Raw genomic sequence first — 20870 nt, forward strand, 5'->3', positions numbered from 1 at the left:
GGATGCTGATCAGGTGTCTGCCCTTTTTCTTTGCGGCCCTGCTGGCCGCGTGCGGCGTCGCGCCGACCGCCGACGACGAGTATCGCAATCCGATACTGCACGCCGATTATTCCGATCCCGATGCGATCCGTGTCGGCGACAAATACTATCTGGTTTCATCGAGTTTCAATAGCGCGCCCGGCTTGCCTCTGCTGGAGTCGCCGGACATGGTCAACTGGACGCTGGTTGGCCACGCCCTGCCGCAGCAGGTGCCATTGGACGTGTTCGCGTTGCCGCAGCATGGCAAGGGCGTGTGGGCGCCTTGCCTGCGCTACCACGACGGCAAGTTCTGGATCTTCTATCCCGATCCGGATTTCGGCATCTATGTGATCACCGCGACTTCGTTCGCCGGTCCGTGGAGCGCGCCGCGCCTGCTGCTGGCGGGGAAAGGCCTGATCGATCCGACGCCGCTGTGGGACGACGACGGCCAGGCTTATCTACTTCACGCCTTAGCCAAGAGCCGCGCGGGCTTCAACAATGTACTGACGCTGCGGCGCATGAAGCCGGACGCCAGCGGCATGCTGGACGATGCTGGCCGCGTGGTCATCGACGCCAACAAGCTGCCCGGCTACACGACGCTGGAAGGGCCGAAGTTCTACAAGCGCGACGGTTACTACTACGTGTTCGCGCCGGCCGGCGGCGTGGAGCAGGGCTGGCAGTCGGTGTTCCGTTCGCGCAGCATCGACGGGCCGTACGAGGTGCGCATCGTGCTGGCCCAGGGCGCGTCGGCGGTGAACGGTCCGCACCAGGGCGCGTGGGTGCAGACGCCGCAAGGCGAGGATTGGTTCTTCCACTTCCAGGACAAGCGCGCGTATGGCCGCGTGGTGCATTTGCAGCCGATGCGCTGGCGCGATGGTTGGCCGGTGATCGGCGAGGATGTCGCAGGCAGCGGCACCGGGCAGCCGGTGGCGCGGCATCGCAAGCCGGTGGCCGGCTACGCATCGACGGCGCCCGCCACCAGCGATGAATTCGACGGCGCGGCGCTTGGCCTGCAATGGCAGTGGAACGCCAACTGGCGGCCGGAGTGGTATGCGCTTGATGGCGGCCGATTACGCTTGTTCGGCCAGCCCCGCGCCGGCAATCTGTGGGACGTGCCGTCGCTGCTGCTGCAAAAGCTGCCGGCGGAATCCTTCACGGTGACGACGAAGCTAGACGTGTCGGGCATGGCCGATGGCGGCGATGCGGGCCTGGTTATGTACGGCCTCGATTACGCATGGCTGGGCGTGCGCCGCGCCGACGGCAAGTCGCGGCTCGCGCTGGTCAACTGCCACAAGGCGAACGCCAAGTGCCGCGAGAACGAGGAGGCCGGCGTGGCGCTGACATCGCCGCAAGTCTGGCTGCGCATGCAAGTGCGCGTCGGCGGCGTGACGCGCTTCTCCTACAGCTACGACGACCGTGCCTACACGCCGATCGGCGCGCCGTTCACCGCCGCCATGGGCCGCTGGGTCGGCGCGCAAATGGGCCTGTTCAGTGCATCGAACGGCGCCGCCGCCGTAGGCCACATTGACATCGACCACTTCCGCGTCACGCCCGATTGACGGCTGGTTTGATTGGCCTGCATCAAACGAATTGCCGATCCCGCAGCAGTATAATTTTGCCAGGCAAGTGGTGCTTGGCTTGGCGATCATCAGCTCGGCCGTCATGGCAGGCTATGCCTGCTACCCGGACAATAAGGCGCTGGTCGCGCTGACCGAAATGATTAAGATCGGCGCGCTGCCGCTGGCGACCTTGGTGATCTCGTTCTATTTTTCCAACGGCACTCGGAAGTGATCACTGCCTCTTCAACAGTAGCTTGAACTGGGTGACCCATTTCTCTTTGAGGTACATTTCGCTGAGGGCTTCGTAGGCATCGGGGCCGGAGGGTGTCCAGCGGCTGCGGTAGGTGAGGGGTTTGCCGTCGGCGACGTATTGCGTCTCCGGGAAATCCAGGCCGGTGGCGGTCGGCGTCATCGTGCCGCGGCTGTAGCCGCCGCCGTTTTCCACATACAGATACGCGACCGTCTTCGCCGCCGAATCGTAGTAGTAGATGGTCTCGCCGACATAGTCAGGCTTGCCCGGCGAGCGCACCGTGTGCACGTCGCGCAGCACATTGCCTTCGTAAGCCCATTGGAAGCAATGCTCGTCGCTCTGCTTCCCACCCGGGAAATCACCCTTCCAGCAATGCCCCGCCAGAAAAGCCATCGGCTTCAAGGCGTCAATCGGCGCGGCCTGTGCGGCAGCGGAACAAAGCAGCAACGACAAGATCAACGGACGCATGACGGACCTCCCTGAATATGTGTCGTCAGTATATGCCAACTAAGGCTGCCAGCCGTTGAGGATGAACGACGGCTTGCGGTAGTTTTCGATGGTCTCCGCGTCCTTCACCTTGTCCAGTTGTCGCGACGCGGGATGGCGCTGTGCGGCGTCGATCGGCGTGCCGTCGGCGTTGCGGCTGTTGTATTCCCAGAAGCGCACGTGCGTCGCGTCGCCGTCGACGGGCCCCCAGCCGGCTGGGCTGATGCCGTTTAACGTGGCGTTGATCAGCACCGCTTCGGCATGCGGATAGTTCTTGCCCTTGTTGGCCGGCAGGCGCGCCAGTTCGGTCTGTCCGCCGCCCAGGGTCTTGAAGCTGCAATCGACAAACACGTTGCCGTGGTTGGTGGATGGATTGCGTATCCACATGAAGGCGCCCACAGACTGGATCTCGCAGCGCTCGAAGAAGGCCGGCCCCCGGCCCAGTATCGTGTCGCCGTGGCCGATCACCTTCACGTCCGGCAGATAGGTGCTGCCGTTGACTTGCAGCGCGTCGCCGGAGCCGATCACCGTCACCTTGCTGACGATGTTTTCCTCGCCGGTGATCAGCAGGCCCTCGGCCTGGCCTTGCAGTGTGGTCTCCAGCGCCAGGTCGCGCAGGTGTACGGCTTTGACGTTGTCGGCGGCGAAGGCGGCGCGGCGTGAGGGGAAGGTGCCCGGTTGCTCGTTGGTGCTGATGTTGGGCGGGTGCGGATTGAAGGCTTCATTGTTCGCGTAGTGAATGCGTACCTTGTCGCGCTGCTCGCCCTGTATCGTCAGGTTCGACTTGTTGCGGAAGTAGACGATCTCCTCGTAGTCGCCGTTGTGCACGTAGATGGTGGTGCGCTTGGCCGGATGGTCCGGCACGAAGTCGAGCGCGCCTTGGACGGTGTTGAAATCGCCCGTGCCGTCAGCGCTGACCACGACGCGCTCGGCATCCGCGCGCGGCGCTTTCGGCTTGGTGCTGAAGCGCCAACCCTGCTTGCCGCTGATGCCCTCGAAGCCGGTGATGACGCCGGGGTCGATCTGCACGTAATAGCGCTTGCCGTAGTCGAGCAGGTTGTTGTGCGGGTAGATTGTCGCGGTCTTGTCGCGCACGATCACCGGGTGGAAGTGGAAGCCGTCCGTGAAGCCGCCAATGATGGTGAGTTGGAACTTGTTGCCGCCTGCTTCCGCGCCGGCCGATGGCGTGCCGGGCTTGGTGTCGGCGTTGGTCGCGCGCGGACCGTCGGCGTACGCGTAGGGCGTCGACAAGTAAGGTGCGGCCGGCAGCTTGGTGCGTTCGGTCGGGCCGGCGGGAATGCTCATATCCAGCGTGTCGACCAGGCGGTCGGTGGCCGCGTCGTAGATGCGGATCTGGCCGGAGCTGCCGAGCACCGGCGGCTGGTCGAAGCGCAGCACTAGATGCGCGTCCGGATTGACGCGCTGCGCCCCGCTGGCGGGCAGCAGCGCCACCGCGCCACGCGCTGCGCTGACCGGGGCCGTTGCGCCGTGCGCCGCGCTGGCCGGGACCGACGCGGTAAGGGCGACGAGCGCGGCGACGGCTGCGAGGCCCGTAAGCGGGAGCGCGCGCATATCAGGCATCCAGCTTGGTATCGTGCACCTTACCTGCGATGGTGACGTTCTTCAGCGTCAGCCCCTTGACGTTGTAGAGGAACCAAGGCTGCGCCGCGTTCACCGGCGTGCCGAAGTCGCAATCGGTGATGAACACGTCGGTCACCGGCACCACCGGCGGCATCGGCTGCGGACCATTGTAGTCCGACGCCACCGGCCCCAGAATCACAATCGCCTGATAGCACGACGCCGTCTTGCCATCCTTGGTGATATTGCCGACCTTGATGTTGGAGATGTGAATATTGCTGACCACCGGCGGCCGCGTGCGCACGTTGTCGCTGATCGGCGTGTAATCGCAATCGAAGGTCACGATGGCGCCGGCCGCCGTGGCCACCGTCTTCGACTGAATCGGCGATCCAGGCAGCGACGCATAGAACGACGGCGAAATCTGAACCCCGTTCGGCACCGTGCAATTACGCACGTAGAAATTACGCAGGTAGCCACCGCGATTCATATTGGTCTTCATGCGAATCGCCGTATTCAGCGGATTGGTGGCCCAGTTGGCGTTCTCGAACACCAGGTTCTGCGCAAACACGTTCTGAATGCCGCCCGCCATCTCGCTGCCCAAGGTCACCCCGCCATGACCGCTATGCATGGTGCAGTTCTGGATCACGATGTTCTGCGAAGGACCGTACTGCGTATCCAGATCCTTGCCCGCCTTGATGGCGATGCAATCGTCTCCGGTATCGAACACGCAACCGTCGACCAGCACATGATCGCAGGCTTCCGGATCGAAGCCGTCGCTGTTCGGGCCATGGCTCTCGCAGTGAACCTTGCGGATCACGATATTGCGGCAATGGACCGGGTGGTGCATCCAGAACGGCGTGCGCTTGACGTGATAGCCCTGCAACAGCACATTGGTGCAGCCGATAATCTGGATCATCGGCGGACGCAAATAGTGACCGATGCCGAACACGCGCTTCGACAGCGGCACGCCCGCTTCCGACAGCGCCGGCAGATACTGCGCATCCGCGCGCCAGCGCTGGCCTTCGCCCTGGATCAGCAGACGTTCCGCTTCGGTCAGTTGCGGCGACACGGTCGCCAGCGACATCGCGTTGAGCGGGTTCTCGGTGTTCTCCGACATCTTGCCGGCCTTGAAGTTGGGCGTCGTGCCCTGGCCGATGGAGTTGATGGTCTTCTGCTTGCCCTTCCAGGTCCACCAGCAATCGCCTTCCTCGTTGAACGGCAGGCCGCCCTGGCCGTCCACGATCGCGGTCCAGTCGTCGCCGGTGAGGGCGATGTTGTCCTGGCCGTAGGCGTAGATCATCGACGAGTAGTTCAGGCAGTCGTTGCTCTGCCAGCGCGAGATCGACAGCTTGCCGGCCTTGCCGCAATCGATGTCGCCGTACTTGGCGTAGTCGGCCGGGTTGTTGCTGAAGTAGACATGCGCGCCGGCGCTCAGGTGCACATTCACGTTCGACAGCAGCACGATAGGGCCGGCGCAGTACCAGTCGCCCTTCGGAATCACGACGCGGCCGCCGCCCGCGTCGCTGCACGCCTTGATGGCGGCCTTGATCGCGGCGTAGCAGTCCGGCGAACCCGCGACCGGGGTATCGATGGTGTCCTGTTCTTCGAACGAGATCCAGGCCTTGACCTTGGTCAGCTTGCAGGTCTTGGCGCCGTAAGTGGTGACCACGAAATCCTGCTTGCGGAATTTCAGCGGCTTCGACACATGGTCGATGATCGCCTGCGCTTGCAGCCACGGATCGGGCGCGGTGGCGGCGAGGGCGGGAACACTGAACGACAGGCCGGCGGCCGGCAGGGCTTTCATCAGGCTGCGGCGCTGGGAATTGATGGTCATGCGGTGCTCCTTAATCATTTGAATTATTGAACTCGCCGACAAAGATGTCCGGCGGCGATGGTCGTTTGGTGTAGCCGAGATCCTTGACGGGATCGATGCCGGCCTTGGTCAGGTTGTTCCAGTAGTCGTCGGAGTTATATTGCGCGGGACGGAACGACAGCACGCCCTTGCGGTTCCAGTCCGACCATGGACTCTTCTTGTTGATATGCGCGCCGATGCGCGAGTTGAGCACGACCATCTTGCCGACCGCCTCCAGCGACACGCGCGCCACCGTCCCTGTCGGCGCCTTGTAGCCGTTTTCCGGCCCGTAGGTGCAGCTGTAGCCGTCGACCAGGACGGGAGCGTAGGGCGTGCAGCGCGAGCTGTGGAACCATTGACGCATCAGCGAGAACGTCTCGCCCAAAGCGTTGGCCGAGCCGTCGTGCGTGAAGCGGACCTGGTCGAAGACGAAGCCGTACTTCGACTTGACGTGCGTATCCGGCGCGGCGACGTAGGACAGGCCGCGATCGCCCAGCGACTTGATCTCGCTGCGATAAAAGTAGGCGGTGCTGTCGCCGAAGATGAAGTCGACATCGCCTTCGATGTAGACGCGGTTGAAGAAGCTGCGCGAGCTGCTGCCGATTTGCGGCGACTTCAGGTACAGCGTGTCCTGGAAGCCGATCAGGCGGATGTTCTCGAACTGCGCCTTGTCGGCCCCGTCGACCTGCAGCGCCAACGCCTGGTGGTGCACATTGTTGACGTTCGGGAGGGCCTCGGCGCGCGCGTTGCCGATGTCCTTGTTATAGCCGTTTTCGAAGGTCAGGTTGCGCGCCTGGAAGCCGTTGTTTTGCACCCAGACGGTGGCGGTGCCGAAGGTGCCGATCTGCGCGCGATCCTTGATGGTGGCGTACATCGCTTGCGCGTCCGGCGCGGCGTTGGCGAATTGCGCGCCATGCAGCGCGTCGTACTGGGCGCCGGTGGTGGAGGCGTCCAGCTTGGCGGTGACCTTGGTGGCGGCGGCATCCTTGCCTTCGCCATACATGGTGATCGGCGCGGAGGAGGCCGGGATGTAAACCAGCTCCTTGTAGATGCCCGGCTTCAGCAACAGGTACAGGCGCTTGGCGGGTGCCGCCGCGCTGTCCGCGACGGCGCGGTCGACGGCCTGCTGGATGGTGTTGAAGACGCGTACGCCATCGGCCTTGGCCGCCGTGTCGACGATGTAATCGGGCGCGAAGGCGACGCCCTTGGCCAGCGGGTCCGACAGCGGATCCCACGGATCGACGGTTTCCTTGCCGGCCGCGCCGACATACTTCAGCACTTCGCCGTACGAGAATTGCCTGGCCTGTTCCGCCGTCAGTTGCTGCGCGTGGGCGACACCGACGGCCGCCAGCAGCGCCAGGGCTGCGATGCGTTTCACTGTTCGCTCTCCGGCTTGAACTGGCCGGCGACTTCCGGAATTGCGCGCTTCATCTCTTCCATCACCATGCGCGAGAAGAAGGCCGCGCCCTTGGCGCCCAGGTGAGTGCGGTCGAACGCGGACTTGGCGGCGCCGGCCACTTCCACCTTGCCGGCGGCGATCGCGGCCTCGGTGGCCTTGTCGGGACGCGGCGCCATCGCCAGCGTATCGGCTTCGTCCTCGCCCATGGCCTGCACGGCGGCGTAGCTCTCCGCGTTCAGGTCCAGCAGCGGCGTCTTTTGCGCGGCGGCGGTGGCGCGGATCACGTCGACCCATGGCAGCAGGGTGTTTTCAACCACCTTGTCCTTGAAGGTGCGGCGGGTCAGCGGCGTGATCAGCACCGGCACGCCGCCGAGCGCTTTCACTTCCTGCGCGTAGCGCGCCATGTTGACGGGGAATTCGGTTTTCAGATCGGTCGAGCGGCCCGGCTTGCCCGGCTGGTCGTTGTGGCCGAACTGGATCAGGACATAGGTGGCGCGGTAGGCGGCGGCGCCGCGCAGCAGGCCTTCGACTTCGTCCCAGCGGCCCTCGGCGCGGAAGCTGCCGGAGCTGCGGCCGCCCTTGGCCAGGTTGATGCAGGTGTTGGCGCGGTTGACGCGGGCGCAGAAGGCGTCGCCGTAGCCGCTGCTGTTGGCCATGGTCGAGTCGCCGACCAGGATGAAGCGCACCGGTTTGACGGGCACCGCGTCTGCGGCTTGCGCGGCATGCGCGGCCATCGATAACGCCGTCGCGGCGATCAGGCTGATGATAGGTTTCATGAGAGTGTCCCGGCAAAAAAATGGCGCCGGCCGCATTGCTGCGGTCCGGCGCCGTGGATCAAGCGTCAGTTGGCATCGACAAATTCATCAATAGAACTTGTAGGTGGCGCGGACGTTGAAGGCGCGGCCGATCGGGCTGGCGGCGCTGCTCAGATAACCGAAGCTGTACTGGCTGCTGTTGGTCACCGGCGGCTTGGAATCGAACAGATTGGTCACGCCAGCGGTGATCTGCATGTTCTTGATGCCGCTGTAGGTCGTGGTCCAGGCCCAGTTCTTGTACGAGTTGATGTCGCGCCAGTACTGCTGCGCCACCAGGTTCTGGTCTTCGTACTTCGAGGTGAAGTTCTGGGTCAGTGTGCTGTTCCAGTTGCCCATCGCCCAGTTCAACTTGGCCGTACCCTTCCAGCGATAGGTGATGATCGGGAAGCTGCTGGTGGTGCCGTTCGACGCCAGGCCGAAGCGGCCCACGTTCGAGACGTACGGGCTGCCGTTGTCGAGCTGATTGTCGAACTGCGTCAGGTAGGTGGTGTCGAGCGACAGCTTGAAATCGCCGTAGCTGCTGCGCGGGAAGGCATACGACGCCGAGATGTCGATACCGGCCGCTTTCTGGCCACCCAGGTTTTCGATGGTGTTGCGGATGTAGTTGATGGTGCCGTCCGCGTTACGCACGAAGTCCGCCGCATACTTGACCGGATCGAGGAAGTAGACCTGCTCCGGCAAGTTCGCCAGCATGTCGGTCATGCGGATGTTCCAGTAGTCGATCGACACCATCGAGGACTTGGTCGGCTCGAACACGGTACCGAAGGTGTAGCCCTTCGATTTTTCCGGCTGCACGTCGGCGTTGGAGCCGGTCTGCTTCGGCAGCTGCACATTGCAGACGGCGGAAGAGACATAGCCCGGCAGCGCGGTGCCGCTGCCGGCGACGCCTGGACGGCCGCCTGGACACAGTACCGGATCATCCCATTTGGCCGAGGTCAGGCCGGTGGCGCCCGGCAGGCGGTAGCCGTAACGGTCGAACAGCGTCGGCGCGCGGAAGCCGGTGTTGGCCGAGCCGCGGAACATCAGCTGCTTGGTCGCCTCGTAGCGGAAGCTGACCTTCGGATTGATGGTGTTGCCGAAGTCGCTGAAATGGTCGTCCCGCACGGCGACGTTGATGTCCAGCTTTTTGGTGATCGGGACATCCAGCTCGGCGAACAGCGCGGCGACGTTGCGGCCGCCTTCGCCGAACGACGGGCTGGCGTTGGCGTAGGTCACCTGGCTCACGATCGCCAGTTTACGGTCTTCGGTGGTGTCGCGGTGGAAGTCGGCGCCGACCGCCAGGGCCAGCGAACCGCCGGCCAGTTCCATCAGCGGACGGCTGGCGGTGAAGTCGATACCGGTGTAGGTGCTCTTCGATTCGCGGTTCTTCTGGCCGTCGACGTTGATGCTCTTCAGGTAGGCCAGGCCGGCGGCGTCCTGCAGGCCGAATGGATTGAGCTGGCCGTTTTTCAAACCGTCCAGCAGACCCTGGCCGGTGAAGTAACCGTTGTCGTAGTAGTTGTCGCGGTTGGAGATGCCGATCACCAGGCCGGTCTTGTAGTCCCAGCCTTGCGCCACACCTTCGAGCGAGATGGCGACACGCTGGTTCAGCTGCACGTCCTTGGTGGCGGCCGCGCCGTAGTCGGCGACCGCCCAGGTCGGGATCAGCGTCGCGCCGTTCAGGCCCGACATGGCCGGCACGCCGCCGGCGTTACCCGGATACCATTTGCTGGTCGACGGCAGTGCCGGCTGGACGCCGTTGACCGCCAGCGCGTTGGTCGGGTTGCGGGTGCCGATGATGTGCTCTTCGCCGCGCGAGTAGTCGATCGAGACCGTGTGGTCCTCGCCCAGCTTCTTCGAAGCGCGGGCGTAGAAGGTCACCTGCTGGTTTTCGTACAGCGCGTTGCCGTATTCATTCGCGTCCAGCACGCAGGTGCTGGCTTTGCCCACGATCGAGTACGGCGCCTGGCAACCGGTGGCGGCGTAGGGATTGCGCGCGGTCTTGTTGGCGGCGGTGGTGAAGTTGGCCGGGGTGGCGTTGCCGCCGGTGCCCAGGGTCGGCGAGCGGCCGATGCTGGTCAGCAGTTCGTTCGAGCTCAGATTGGCGCGGTCGCGCGCGGCCAGCGCCGAGCGTTGGTGCGCGTCGAGCGTGCCCCATACGCTCCAGCCGTCGCGTTCGAGGTTTCCCTTGCCCCAGGTGACGGTGGCGCGCTGCTCGTCGCCGCCGCCGCGACGGCCGACTTCGACCGCCTGCGCGGTCAATTCCAGGCCTTCGTACGAAGTGCGGGTGATGAAGTTGACCACGCCGCCGATGGCGTCGGAGCCGTAGATCGACGACGCGCCGTCGCGCAGGATCTCGACGCGCGAGATCGCGCTCATCGGAATCACGTCCAGGTTGGCGTAGCCGTCGGCGATCGCCTCGTTGGCCAGGCGGCGGCCGTTCAGCAGCACCAGGGTGCGGTTGACGCCCAGGCCGCGCAGGTTGATGTTGGTGCCCGAGCCGGCGTTGGACGGCAGCAGCGAGGCCGATTGCGGCAGCGCCATCATCAGGTCGGCCAGCGTGGTCATGCCCTGCTTGACCAGGTCCTCGGCCTTGACGGTGCTGACCGGCAGCGACGCTTCGGTGGCCAGGCGCTTGATGCTGGAACCGGTCACCTCGATGCGGGTCATCGGGGCTTCTTCCGCCTGTTGTGCGGCCGCCTGGTTGGCCAGCGTCATCACGGCGATCGTGATGGCGGTCAGCAGCAGGCGGGGTTGGGCGGAACGGTGCTCGACCGAGCGTTCGGACTTGTTCATGCGTGTCTCCTTCGTCTTTTTGAATAAAGTTATACGCCGTGCTGGAACAGCACTGGACGTGAGTGGAGCACCTCGCGTACTCCGTGCCGCTGAGACGAGGGTCGCTGTGCGTGCACAGGCCGAGGTCGCAGACGGTCAATAACTTGATTGTTTTATTCGCGGACCGGCATCAAGGCCGATCCTGCGGCACTATGTACTACATATGTTTATTGTTTGCTTATCCTCGGGAGAAGGTGCGGGTCACGCGTTCAAGGTGGGCGCGCATGGCCTTGCGCGCGCCGGCCGGATCGTGGGCGGCGATCGCCTCCAGGATGCGGCGGTGGTCCTTCAGCGTTTCCTGACGCAGTTCCTCGGTCTGGAAGTGTTCTTTGAGCTTGTGCCACAGGCGGCCGCGCTGGTTCCACAGATAATCCAGCGAACCGACCAGGGCGCTGTTGCCGGTGGCGCGCGCGATGGCCAGGTGGAAGTTGCGGTCGGCCTGCTCGTTGCTCGAATAGTTGGCGTGGTTCTGTTCCATCTCGACCACCGCCTGCAGGATCGCGTCGACGGCGCTGTCGGTGGCGACGCGGGCGGCGATGGCGGCGATCTCGGATTCGATCAGGCGGCGCGCGGACAGCACTTCAAACGGACCCGGTCCGGCTTCCGGCAGGTCGGCGGCGGCCGGTTCCGGCAGTTCGCTGACATAGACGCCGGAGCCGCCGCGCACTTCGATCACGCCGCCCAGTTCCAGCGCGATCAGCGCCTCGCGCAACGAGGCGCGGCTGACACTGAGCTTGGTGGCCAGATCGCGCTCGGACGGCAGGCGCTCGCCGGCGGCGATGTGTTCGTTGCGGATCAGTTCCTGGATGCGGTCGGCCACGACGCGGTACAAACGCGGTTCGTGGGCCTGGCCGTCGACAGGACCGGAGGATTTTTTCAGCATAGGTCTGGTGCGTGTCTCGTATTATTTTATGGTGGCTTTGCTATGGCCATCTGGTCAGGCCATTCTAAGGTGGTCAGACCAAATACGCAATGTGGACTAGCCAAATTAATTTTTAGCTGTCATACTAAAATCGTCGAGCAGCCGTCCGCAGACAAGGTTTTCAGGGGAGACACCACGGAAACATGCGGGTTACGGGCTGTGGCGCGCAGGCCACAAACTGGATTGGCCGACCAGATAACAGAAGTGGCCTGACCACTTTGAAGCACCAAAAAAACAACGTTTGCCGGGCCCCGAACCCGGAAAAGGACAGCCAGATGAGCACACCAGCCAGCGCCAACACACCGCGCTACATCCTCATGCACGACAACGACAACGTCGCGATCGTCGTCAACGACGGCGGCTTGCCGGCCGGCGCGGTCTTCGCCAGCGGCCTGACGCTGCTGGAAGCGGTCCCGCAAGGCCACAAGGTGGCGCTGGTCGCGCTGGCCAAGGGCGATCCGGTCACCCGCTACAACGTCACCATCGGCTTCGCCGCGACCGATATCGCCGCCGGCAGCTGGGTCAACGAACAAAACGTCGAGATGCCGGCCGCGCGCGAGCTGGTCGGCCTGCCGATCGCCACCATCAAGCCGCCGCCGGCCGAGCCGCTGGAAGGCTACACCTTCCAGGGTTACCGCAATCCGGACGGCAGCGTCGGCACCCGCAACATCCTCGGCATCACCACCACCGTGCAGTGCGTATCGGGCGTGGTCGAATTCGCGGTGGACCGCATCAAGAAGGAACTGCTGCCGAAGTATCCCAACGTCGACGACGTGGTCTGCCTGGAGCATACCTATGGCTGCGGCGTGGCGATCGACGCGCCGGGCGCCAACATCCCGATCCGCACCGTGCGCAACATCGCCCTGAACCCGAACTTCGGCGGCCAGGCGATGACCGTCAGCCTCGGTTGCGAGAAGCTGCAGCCGACCCGCCTGTTCCCGAAAGGCTCGATCCCGATCCAGAACGGCGGCGGGGCCGATCCGGCGCTGGTGTGCCTGCAGGATGCGCAACACGTCGGCTTCATGTCGATGATCGATTCGATCATGAAGCAGGCCGAGATCAACCTGATCGCGCTGGACAAGCGCCGCCGTGAAACCGTGCCGGCCTCGGAGCTGGTGGTCGGCGTGCAGTGCGGCGGCAGCGACGCCTTCTCCGGCGTCACCGCCAACCCGGCCGTGGGCTTCGCCACCGACCTGCTGGTGCGCGCCGGCGGCACCGTGATGTTCTCGGAGACCACCGAAGTGCGCGACGGTATCGATCAACTGACCTCGCGCGCCTCGACGCCGGAAGTGGCCGAGGCCATGATCCGCGAGATGGCCTGGTACGACGAATACCTGACGCGCGGCGGCGTCGACCGCAGCGCCAACACCACGCCCGGCAACAAGAAGGGCGGCCTGTCGAACATCGTCGAGAAGGCGATGGGCTCCATCGTCAAGTCGGGCAGCAGCCAGATCTCCGGCGTGCTGTCGCCGGGCGACAAGCTGAAACAGAAAGGCCTGATCTACGCCGCCACGCCGGCCAGCGATTTCATTTGCGGCACGCTGCAAGTGGCGGCCGGCATGAACCTGCACATCTTCACCACCGGCCGCGGCACGCCGTACGGCCTGGCCGAAGTGCCGGTGATTAAAGTCGCCACCCGCAACGACCTGGCCGCGCGCTGGCACGATCTGATGGACATCAACGCCGGCCGCATTGCCAGCGGCGAAGCCACGATCGCCGATGTCGGCTGGGAGATGTTCCAGCTGATGCTGGACGTCGCCAGCGGCCGCGAGACCTGGGCCGAAAAATGGAAACTGCATAACGCACTGGTACTGTTCAATCCGGCGCCGGTGACCTGAGAATAAATAAAGAGACGAATATGACCAAGCCATTCAAACGTTTGCTGCTGACCGGCGCCGCCGGCGGCCTGGGTAAAATTCTGCGCGACCGCATCAAGCCGTGGGCCGATGTGGTGGTGCTGTCCGATATCGCCGACATGGGCGAGGCGCGCGAGGGCGAAGAGATCGTCCAATGCGACCTGGCCGACAAGGCGGCGGTCATGAAGCTGCTGGAAGGCGTGGAGGCGGTGCTGCACTTCGGCGGCATCTCGACCGAAAACACTTTCGAGAATATCGTGCAGGCCAACATCATCGGCACCGCCAACCTGTACGAGGCGGCGCACAAGCACGGCGCCAAGCGCATCGTGTTCGCCAGTTCGAACCACACCGTCGGCTTCTACCGCAACACCGATTACATCGACGCCGATGCGCGCACGCGTCCGGACAGCTTCTACGGCGTCAGCAAGTGCTTCGGCGAGCAGCTGGCCAGCTATTACTACGACCGCACCGGTCTGGAGACGGTGTGCCTGCGCATCGGTTCCTCGTTCCCGGAGCCGGCCAACGCGCGCATGATGGTGACGTGGCTCAGCTACGACGATCTGGTCGAGGCGCTGCGCTGCTCGCTGTTCACGCCGCGCGTCGGCTTCACCATCTTGTTCGGCGCCTCGAACAACGAGGCCAAGTGGTGGAACAACAGCAAGGCGTCGCACCTGGGTTTCAATCCGAAGGACAGCTCGAAGCAATTCGCCGCCATGTTCCCGGACACCGGCGCCTATCCGCCGCCGAACGACGCCGTCACCTATCACGGCGGCGCCTTCGCGCTGGCCGACATCCGCTACAAGGACTGAGCCTGCCAGGCCAGCACCGCCGCGTTATACACCGCATGCACCAGCATCGGCGCCAGCAGGGTTTTGCTGCGCTCATAGGTCCATGCGGTGCACAGCCCCAGCACGAACACCGGCAGCATCGATAGCGGGGGATGGATCACCGCGAAGATCGCGGCGCTGGCCAGCATGGCCGGCAGCGCGGGCATCGAGCGCCGCAGCCCGCCGTAGATCAATCCCCTGAATATGAATTCCTCGCACAGCGGCGCGGCCACCACGGCCAGTGCGACCACCCAGCCGCGCTGGTGCGCCGCCACCGTCGCGGCCTTGGCGATCTCGGTCCACAGAGACGAGTGCTGCAAGGCGGTGATGTAAGCCAGGCCCGCCGCACAGGCGACGAGCGCCGCCGGCGCCGCCGCGCGCAGCGACAGCCATGGATCGACGCCGCGCAGGATCGCCGGCACGCCGCTGGTCTTGGCGCGCCAGTAGACCCATCGCATCAGGCCATACACCAGCAGTCCGGCAAGGCCGAAGGCGATGGTCACCGCCGGCATGTCGATCTTCTTCGGATCGCCGCTGAGGATCAGCGTCGCGATGCCTTGCAAAATAAAGAAGGCGGTGGCGGCGATCAGGCCGTCCGAGGTGGAGACGCGCGCCGGCGGCGCGGTGGCCGGATCGAGCAGGTAGGGCAGGGCGTCGCGCGCCTTCTGCCACAGCGCCAGCGACAGCGATGCGGTCAGCACCACCACCACCAGTTTCTGCGACCATGCGTTGGCGTAGATCGACCAGGTGTAGAAGCTGGCCAGCAGCATGTAGAGATAGACGTAGGTGGGCTTCACTCGGCTGCGCGCTTCGACCGCCAGCGGGTCGCAGGCGAATACGCCGAGCGAGACCGCGATCATCGAGTAGATCGGTATGCCGGCGGCGACCGACAGCAGCAGCACCAGCATGCTCCAGTCGAAGTTCACCGTGTACCAGGCGCTGATGCCGATCACGATCAGCGGGTAGGCCATCGTCAGCACGCCCCATAGCTGCGCCTTTTCCTTCAACACGCTGTCGATCGAGCGCGGCACCGTGTACAGCAGCCACAGCGCCTGGCCTTCGTTGTTCAGCGTCTGAAAGGCGGACAGCATCAGCACGTAGACGCCGATGCCGAAGGCGATGGCCGCCGCCATCGCGTGGTGCTCGCCCAGCTCGGCCAGGCTATTCAGCTTGCCGTTGAAGACCATCTGGCTGCCGACGATAATCACCGGCAGCAGCAGCGTTTGAAACAGGAAGTTGCGGTCGCGGCTCAGCAGCCGCAGCTCGCGGCGCTTGACCGGCGACAGAGCGGAGGACAGCCAGCCGCTGTGCTTCGTGCTGGCGGCCGCGTTGGCCGTCGGCCTGCGCCGCGCGCTCTCGCGCACGCCGGAACCGACCACGCCGTTGCGCAGCTGGTGGCGCAGCAGCGCGACGCCGCCCCACAGCAGCAACGCGGTCTGCGCCAGCAACAGGCCGGCCGCCGTCAGCAACTGCCGCGCATCCTGCGCCTGTATCGCTTGCAGCACCAGGCCGGGCGGCGTCCAGCCGACCCACGCCGGGAAGCCACGTGCCCATTCCATCGCGAAGCTGCTGGCCTGCGGCATGCCGAGCGCCATGACGAAGTAGATCAGCGGCAGATTGAACAGGCCGGCGACCGCTTGCAGATTGCGCAGCTGCGACGCCGGCAGCCACATGCGCAAGCCGGTGTCGGTCAGCGTGTGCAGCAGCGCGGCCAGCGGCAGCAGCACGACAGCGGCCAGCAGCGCGATCGGCGGCGCGCTCCAGGCGAAGCCGGAATGCCAGGCGATCATGCCGTAGGCCGGCGCCAGCGCGAACATGCCGGTGATGTTGCTGGCGCTGCGTTCCAGCACGCGTCCCCACAACAGCGTCGAGCGCCGCACCGGCATCGTGACCAGCCACTCCAGGTCCCAGTCCGGCTGCGCCAATTCCTTGCTGCCCAAGGGCAGCAGCACCGCGATGACGAACAGGATCGACAGCTCCATCGTCAGGCCCTGCACCAGCGCCGGCGTGAAGGGCGCGGTCGCCAGCTCGTCGGCCGCCGTTTCGAGATCGGTGCGCAGCTCGCCGTGCTTGTCGCTCCACCGGCATTCGCTGGCGGGATCGAGCTGGCACTGCATGTTGAGCACCACGCCGTTCGACAGGCTGGCCACCGAGAACAGCATGAACAGCGCCACCACCATGGTCAGGATCCACTGGCTGCCGCCCTTGCCGGCGCCGCCGTCGCGCGCTTTCTTCTTGCGGGACTTCCGGAACAAGCCGTTGCTCAGCAGGTTGTACTGGCGCGTCAGCCGCATCCGGGTCATCAGCCAGATGGCGCGGATGGGCGTCGGCTGCCGCATCATTGCTCGGTCTCGCGCTCGGCTTCGCTGGTGATCTTCAGGAACACATCCTCCAGCGAGCCGCTGGCCGATGCATCGGCGCGCAGCTGGTCCAGCGTGCCGGTGGCGACCAGCTGGCCATGATGGATGATGCCGACGCGGTCGCACAGCTTTTCCGCCATGGCCAGCAGGTGGGTGGAGACGAAGATGGTGACGCCGCGCGCGGCCGCCGCCAGCAGGCGTTCCTGCACCTCGCGCGAGGCGCGCGGATCGAGGCCGTTGATCGGCTCATCGAGGATCAGCACCGCCGGGTCGTGGATCAGCGCGCAGGCCAGGCCGAGGCGCTTCTTCATGCCCAGCGAGTAGTTGACGGCGTAGTCCTCGGCCGCTTCCTCCAGGCCGAATTCCGCCAGCAGGCGCGCGCCGCGTTCGGCCGCTTCGGCGCGCGGATAGCCGTGCATCTCGGCGACGAATTGCAGGATCTCGCGGCCGCGCAGGTAGTCGTAGAAGATCGGGGTGTCGGGCAGGTAGCCGACGCGGCGCTTGACCTCGGCCGGCTCGGCGTGGCAATCGAGGCCGTCGATCAGCACCTGCCCGGCGCTGGGCACCAGGATGCCCATCATCATGCGGATGGTGGTGGTCTTGCCGGCGCCGTTGGGGCCGAGGAAGCCGAACACCTCGCCGCGCCGCACCGACAAGGTCAGCGGCTTGACGGCCTTAAAGCCGCCATAGACTTTGGACAGTCCCTGGAATTCGATCATGGTTGGCGCCGGAAATGTTATGAATTGTGCCAGTCATCATAGCATCGCCGGCGCCGTAAATCACGGGTAAAGGCTCATGCCGAAACGCTCGGTGCGCGGCGCCCAGTTGCCCATGATGTCGGCCGACGCCAGCACGCGCTCGGCGCGGCCGATCAGCAGCGCGCGCGGCACCATGCCGATGTAGCGCGAGTCTTCGCTGTTGTCGCGGTTATCGCCCAACATCATGTACTGGCCGGGCGGCACGGTGAGCTCGGCGAAATCGCGGCGCGCCTGCAACTGCGGCATCACCTGGATGGCGTGGCTGCGGTCGCCCAGCGATTCGCCGAGGCGCACCGCCGCGATGTCGCCGACGCCCTTGATGGATTCGGTGGCACGGTCGATGGTGGCGTAGCCGGCCTGCTTGCCGTTGATGATGAGCTGCTCGTTGCGCATTTCGACGCGGTCGCCCGGCAGCGCGATGACGCGCTTGATCAGCCGCATGCCGTTGGCGGGCGAGGAGAAGGTGACGATGTCGCCGCGCTGCGGTTCGCCGGTCTGGCCGAGCACGATGTCGGTCAACGGCACCTTGACGTTGTAAGCCAGGCGGTTGACGAACACCACGTCACCCTCCAGCAGGTTGGGGTGCATCGACGCCGACGGGATGGGATTCCAGTCGGCGACGGCGGTGCGGAAGATCCCGAACAGCATCAGGAACATCAAGAAGCCCTTGTTGGCGCGCATCCAGTTTTTCATTTTATCTCCCATGTGAGTGATGGCGGGGCCGTTTGGCCAACTGTATATTGTGAGCAGATTCTTAATCATGGCTTAGCCGCGGAGCGACGATGAAACCCTACGATCTGCCTTTGCCGCTGACGCATCCAGGTCCGGGACATCCAGTGGCCGCCGTCAGCCATGCGGATCCGTATGGCTACTACGACCAGCTGGCCGCAAGGCGTGGCTGGCATTTCGACGCATGCCTGCAGATGTGGGTCGCGGCCAGCGCGGCCGGCGTTGATGAGGTGATGCGGCATCCATGCTGCCGCGCGCCGGCGACCGCCGCCGCCGGCGCGGCCGGCGTCGACGCATCCAAGGCGCGCGCGTTGGCGCAGCTGATCGGCCGCCGCCTATGGCGCCGCGACAGGCTGGCGCAGTGGATGATCTGTGTACCCGAGCTGACCATGGTGAGCCTGGCCGGCGCTGGCCACGCGGCCTTGCCGACGCTGGTCTATGAAGCGGCCAGCGCCCTGATCGGCAACGGCGTGCTGGCGCTGCTGCGCGAACCCGAGGATGAACGCTGCGGCCCCGAAGACGCCGACGCGCTGGTGCAGGCGGTCAGCCGTTTCGATCCGCCGGTGCAAAACACGCGCCGCGTCGTCATGCGCGACTGCGAGCTCGGCGGCGCATCGTTAAAGACGGGACAGGAAATACTGCTGGTGCTGGCCGCCGCCAGCCGCGACCTGCGCGGCGGCCGCGCGTACGGCCTGGGGTACGGGCATGGGCAAGGGCACGGGGCCGGCGCGGCGGACTGCCCGCACTACGCGCTGGCCTGCGCACTGGCCGCCGGCGCGCTGGAGGCGTTGCTATCGCTGATGCGCGACCAGCACAAGGCGCTGTCGCTGCAAACCTGGCTGCAGCAGCTGACATGGACCTATCGCGATTCCCCCGACGTGCGCATGCCGCTGTTCAGCCACCGCCTTGGCGTCTAGTGCGCGCTCTTCTGCACCAGCGCGCTGCCGACACCGTGGCGCTTGCCCTCGCTGACCGCCGTGACGGTGCCGTCCGGGTTGAACACCAGCGCATTGGCAGCGCCGATCTCCTCCGGATTCTGATCCCAATGCTGACCGGTTTTCTCCAGCGCCCTGGCCTGCGCGCTGCCGACGAATCCCGGCTCCACATCGGTCGCCATGCCGTTGCGCTCCGACAGGCGCGGCGCGTTGACCGCATCCGCCATCGACATGCCCAGGTCGACGTAGTTGAAGATCGTCTGCAGCACGGTGGTGATGATGGTCGCGCCGCCTGGGCTGCCGACCGAGAACGCCGGCTTGCCGTCCTTGAAGGCCAGCGTCGGCGACATGCTGCTGCGTGGGCGCTTGCCGGCTTCCGGCACGTTCGGATGCGGGCCGGAGAAATCGAAGTCGGTCATCTCGTTATTCAGCAGGAAGCCGTAGCCCGGCACCACGATGCCGCTGCCGCCCCACGATTCGATGGTGTAGGTGTAGGAGACGATATTGCCGTCCTTGTCCGACACCGTCAGGTGGGTGGTGTGCGCGCCTTCGGCCAGCAGCTTGTTGGCGTTGGGGCGCAATGGATAGCTGACGTCGTTCTGGAACGGATAAGGATCGCCGGCCGGCGCCTGCACGCTGGCCTGGGCCGGATTGATCAACTCGCGGCGGCGCGCGGCGTATTCCTTGCTGATCAGGCCCGCCACCGGCGCTTCGACGTATTCCGGGTCTGCCAGATAAGCGTTGCGGTCGGCGAAGGCGAGGCGGCTGGCCTCCAGGTACAGGTGTTCCGCTTTCTCGCGCGGCATGGACTTGAGATCGTAGCCTTCGAGGATGTTGAGCGCCTCGGCCACCGCCACGCCGCCGCTGCTCGGCAGCGGCATACCGTATAAATCATATCCGCGATAGGTGCTGTGCACCGGCTGGCGCAGACGCGCTTCGTAGTTGGACAGATCGGCCAGCGTGACCTTGCCGCCGTTGGCCTGCACCGCGTCGGCCACCGCCTTCGCCATCTTGCCCTGATAGAAGGCCTTGACGCCGCCGGCCGCCAAATCGCGATACGCCTTGGCCAGATCGGGATTGCGCAAGGTGGTGCCTGCCGCGATCGCCTTGCCGTTCTTCAGATACAGCGCGGCGGTGGCGGGGAACTTGCTGAACTTGCCGACGTTGCCTTCGACCAGATGCGAGAAATTATCGTTGACCTTGAAGCCGTCGCTGGCGACCGCGATCGCCGGCGCCAGCACCTGTTTGAACGACATCGAGCCGTAGCGGTCCAGCGCCTCGTGCCAGCCGCGCACCGTGCCCGGCACGCCGACCGAGCGGCCGCTGGCGACCGCCGTCTCGAAATCCATAGCCTTGCCGTTTTCCTGGAACACGGCCGGCGTGAACGCGGCCGGCGCGGTTTCGCGGTGATCGATGGTGATCACGCGCTTGTCCTTGGCCAGGTAGATCACCATGAAACCGCCGCCGCCGATGCCGCAGCTGAACGGATCGGTCACGCCCAGCGTGGCCGCCGCCGCGACCGCCGCGTCGATGGCGTTGCCGCCTTTGTTGAGGATGGCCAGCGCGGCTTTCGAGGCCGGCTCGCTGATGGTCGCGACCGCGCCGCCGGTGCCGGTGGCGACCGGTGTCTTGGCGTAAGCGGGGAAGGACAGCGAGAGGATGATGGAGGAGACGAGGACGGTGCGGGCGGAGCGGATCGGTGTCATGTGGGC

The 20870-nt window shown here is 65.2% G+C and carries 16 protein-coding genes; 5 read left to right on the forward strand and 11 right to left on the reverse strand.

Annotated features, from left to right (window positions below):
* The first annotated feature begins 2 nt into the window (after positions 1-2).
* Positions 3-1577, forward strand: a complete 1575-nt coding sequence (locus GW587_RS16005; protein WP_229259482.1) for a glycoside hydrolase family 43 protein — start codon at positions 3-5, stop codon at positions 1575-1577.
* Between the two features lie 79 nt (positions 1578-1656).
* The gene (locus tag GW587_RS16010; RefSeq protein ID WP_166104966.1) at positions 1657-1809 is read left to right on the forward strand and encodes a hypothetical protein; all 153 of its coding nucleotides are present in this window, start codon (positions 1657-1659) and stop codon (positions 1807-1809) included.
* On the opposite strand, the gene GW587_RS16015 is transcribed toward GW587_RS16010, so the two are convergent.
* The 7 genes from GW587_RS16015 to GW587_RS16045 all read right to left on the reverse strand — a co-directional run bounded on the left by GW587_RS16015 (position 1810) and on the right by GW587_RS16045 (position 11654).
* On the reverse strand, positions 1810-2295 hold the full coding sequence (locus tag GW587_RS16015) for a hypothetical protein (protein ID WP_166104969.1): 486 nt from the start codon (positions 2293-2295) through the stop codon (positions 1810-1812).
* A gap of 39 nt (positions 2296-2334) precedes the next feature.
* Complete coding sequence (locus tag GW587_RS16020; protein WP_166104971.1) at positions 2335-3885, reverse strand: pectinesterase family protein; 1551 nt, start codon at positions 3883-3885, stop codon at positions 2335-2337.
* A gap of 1 nt (position 3886) precedes the next feature.
* Complete coding sequence (locus GW587_RS16025; RefSeq protein WP_166104973.1) at positions 3887-5725, reverse strand: glycoside hydrolase family 28 protein; 1839 nt, start codon at positions 5723-5725, stop codon at positions 3887-3889.
* A 10-nt stretch (positions 5726-5735) separates the two neighbouring features.
* Positions 5736-7121 carry a pectinesterase family protein gene (locus GW587_RS16030; protein ID WP_166104976.1) on the reverse strand — a complete coding sequence of 462 codons (1386 nt, stop codon included), beginning with the start codon at positions 7119-7121 and terminating at the stop codon, positions 5736-5738.
* Positions 7118-7918, reverse strand: coding sequence for a rhamnogalacturonan acetylesterase (locus GW587_RS16035; protein ID WP_229259485.1), 801 nt, complete (start codon positions 7916-7918; stop codon positions 7118-7120). Before GW587_RS16035 ends, GW587_RS16030 begins: the two co-directional genes overlap by 4 nt.
* 87 nt (positions 7919-8005) lie before the next feature.
* Positions 8006-10732, reverse strand: a complete 2727-nt coding sequence (locus GW587_RS16040) for a TonB-dependent receptor plug domain-containing protein (protein WP_166104983.1) — start codon at positions 10730-10732, stop codon at positions 8006-8008.
* 217 nt (positions 10733-10949) lie between these two features.
* A complete protein-coding gene (locus tag GW587_RS16045; protein ID WP_166104986.1) occupies positions 10950-11654 on the reverse strand; it encodes a FadR/GntR family transcriptional regulator in 705 nt (234 codons plus the stop codon).
* 314 nt (positions 11655-11968) lie between these two features.
* On the opposite strand from GW587_RS16045, the gene garD reads away from it, so the two are divergent.
* Together garD and GW587_RS16055 are read left to right on the forward strand one after the other, a co-directional pair.
* Entirely contained in the window at positions 11969-13531 is a 1563-nt protein-coding gene (gene garD / locus GW587_RS16050) for a galactarate dehydratase (protein ID WP_166104989.1), read from the forward strand.
* 20 nt (positions 13532-13551) lie between these two features.
* Positions 13552-14358, forward strand: a complete 807-nt coding sequence (locus GW587_RS16055) for an NAD-dependent epimerase/dehydratase family protein (RefSeq protein WP_166104992.1) — start codon at positions 13552-13554, stop codon at positions 14356-14358.
* Here GW587_RS16055 and GW587_RS16060 read toward each other — a convergent pair.
* The 3 genes from GW587_RS16060 to lepB are packed head-to-tail and all read right to left on the reverse strand — an operon-like array spanning position 14346 to position 18187.
* A complete protein-coding gene (locus GW587_RS16060) occupies positions 14346-16718 on the reverse strand; it encodes a CPBP family intramembrane glutamic endopeptidase (RefSeq protein ID WP_166104995.1) in 2373 nt (790 codons plus the stop codon). The two genes, GW587_RS16055 and GW587_RS16060, sit on opposite strands and share 13 nt — an antisense overlap.
* Positions 16715-17455 (reverse strand): ABC transporter ATP-binding protein, encoded by a 741-nt coding sequence (locus GW587_RS16065; protein ID WP_166104997.1) that lies wholly within the window; start codon positions 17453-17455, stop codon positions 16715-16717. The genes GW587_RS16060 and GW587_RS16065 overlap by 4 nt, the downstream gene beginning before the upstream one ends.
* Before the next feature lie 60 nt (positions 17456-17515).
* Positions 17516-18187, reverse strand: a complete 672-nt coding sequence (lepB, locus tag GW587_RS16070) for a signal peptidase I (protein WP_166105000.1) — start codon at positions 18185-18187, stop codon at positions 17516-17518.
* 89 nt (positions 18188-18276) lie between these two features.
* On the opposite strand from lepB, the gene GW587_RS16075 reads away from it, so the two are divergent.
* A complete protein-coding gene (locus GW587_RS16075) occupies positions 18277-19140 on the forward strand; it encodes a cytochrome P450 family protein (RefSeq protein ID WP_229259486.1) in 864 nt (287 codons plus the stop codon).
* Here GW587_RS16075 and ggt read toward each other — a convergent pair.
* On the reverse strand, positions 19137-20864 hold the full coding sequence (ggt, locus tag GW587_RS16080; protein WP_166105002.1) for a gamma-glutamyltransferase: 1728 nt from the start codon (positions 20862-20864) through the stop codon (positions 19137-19139). The genes GW587_RS16075 and ggt overlap by 4 nt on opposite strands.
* Between the last annotated feature and the right edge of the window lie 6 nt (positions 20865-20870).

Origin of the sequence: Duganella aceris, assembly GCF_011090165.1 — a bacterium.
GTDB lineage: Bacteria > Pseudomonadota > Gammaproteobacteria > Burkholderiales > Burkholderiaceae_D > Rugamonas > Rugamonas aceris.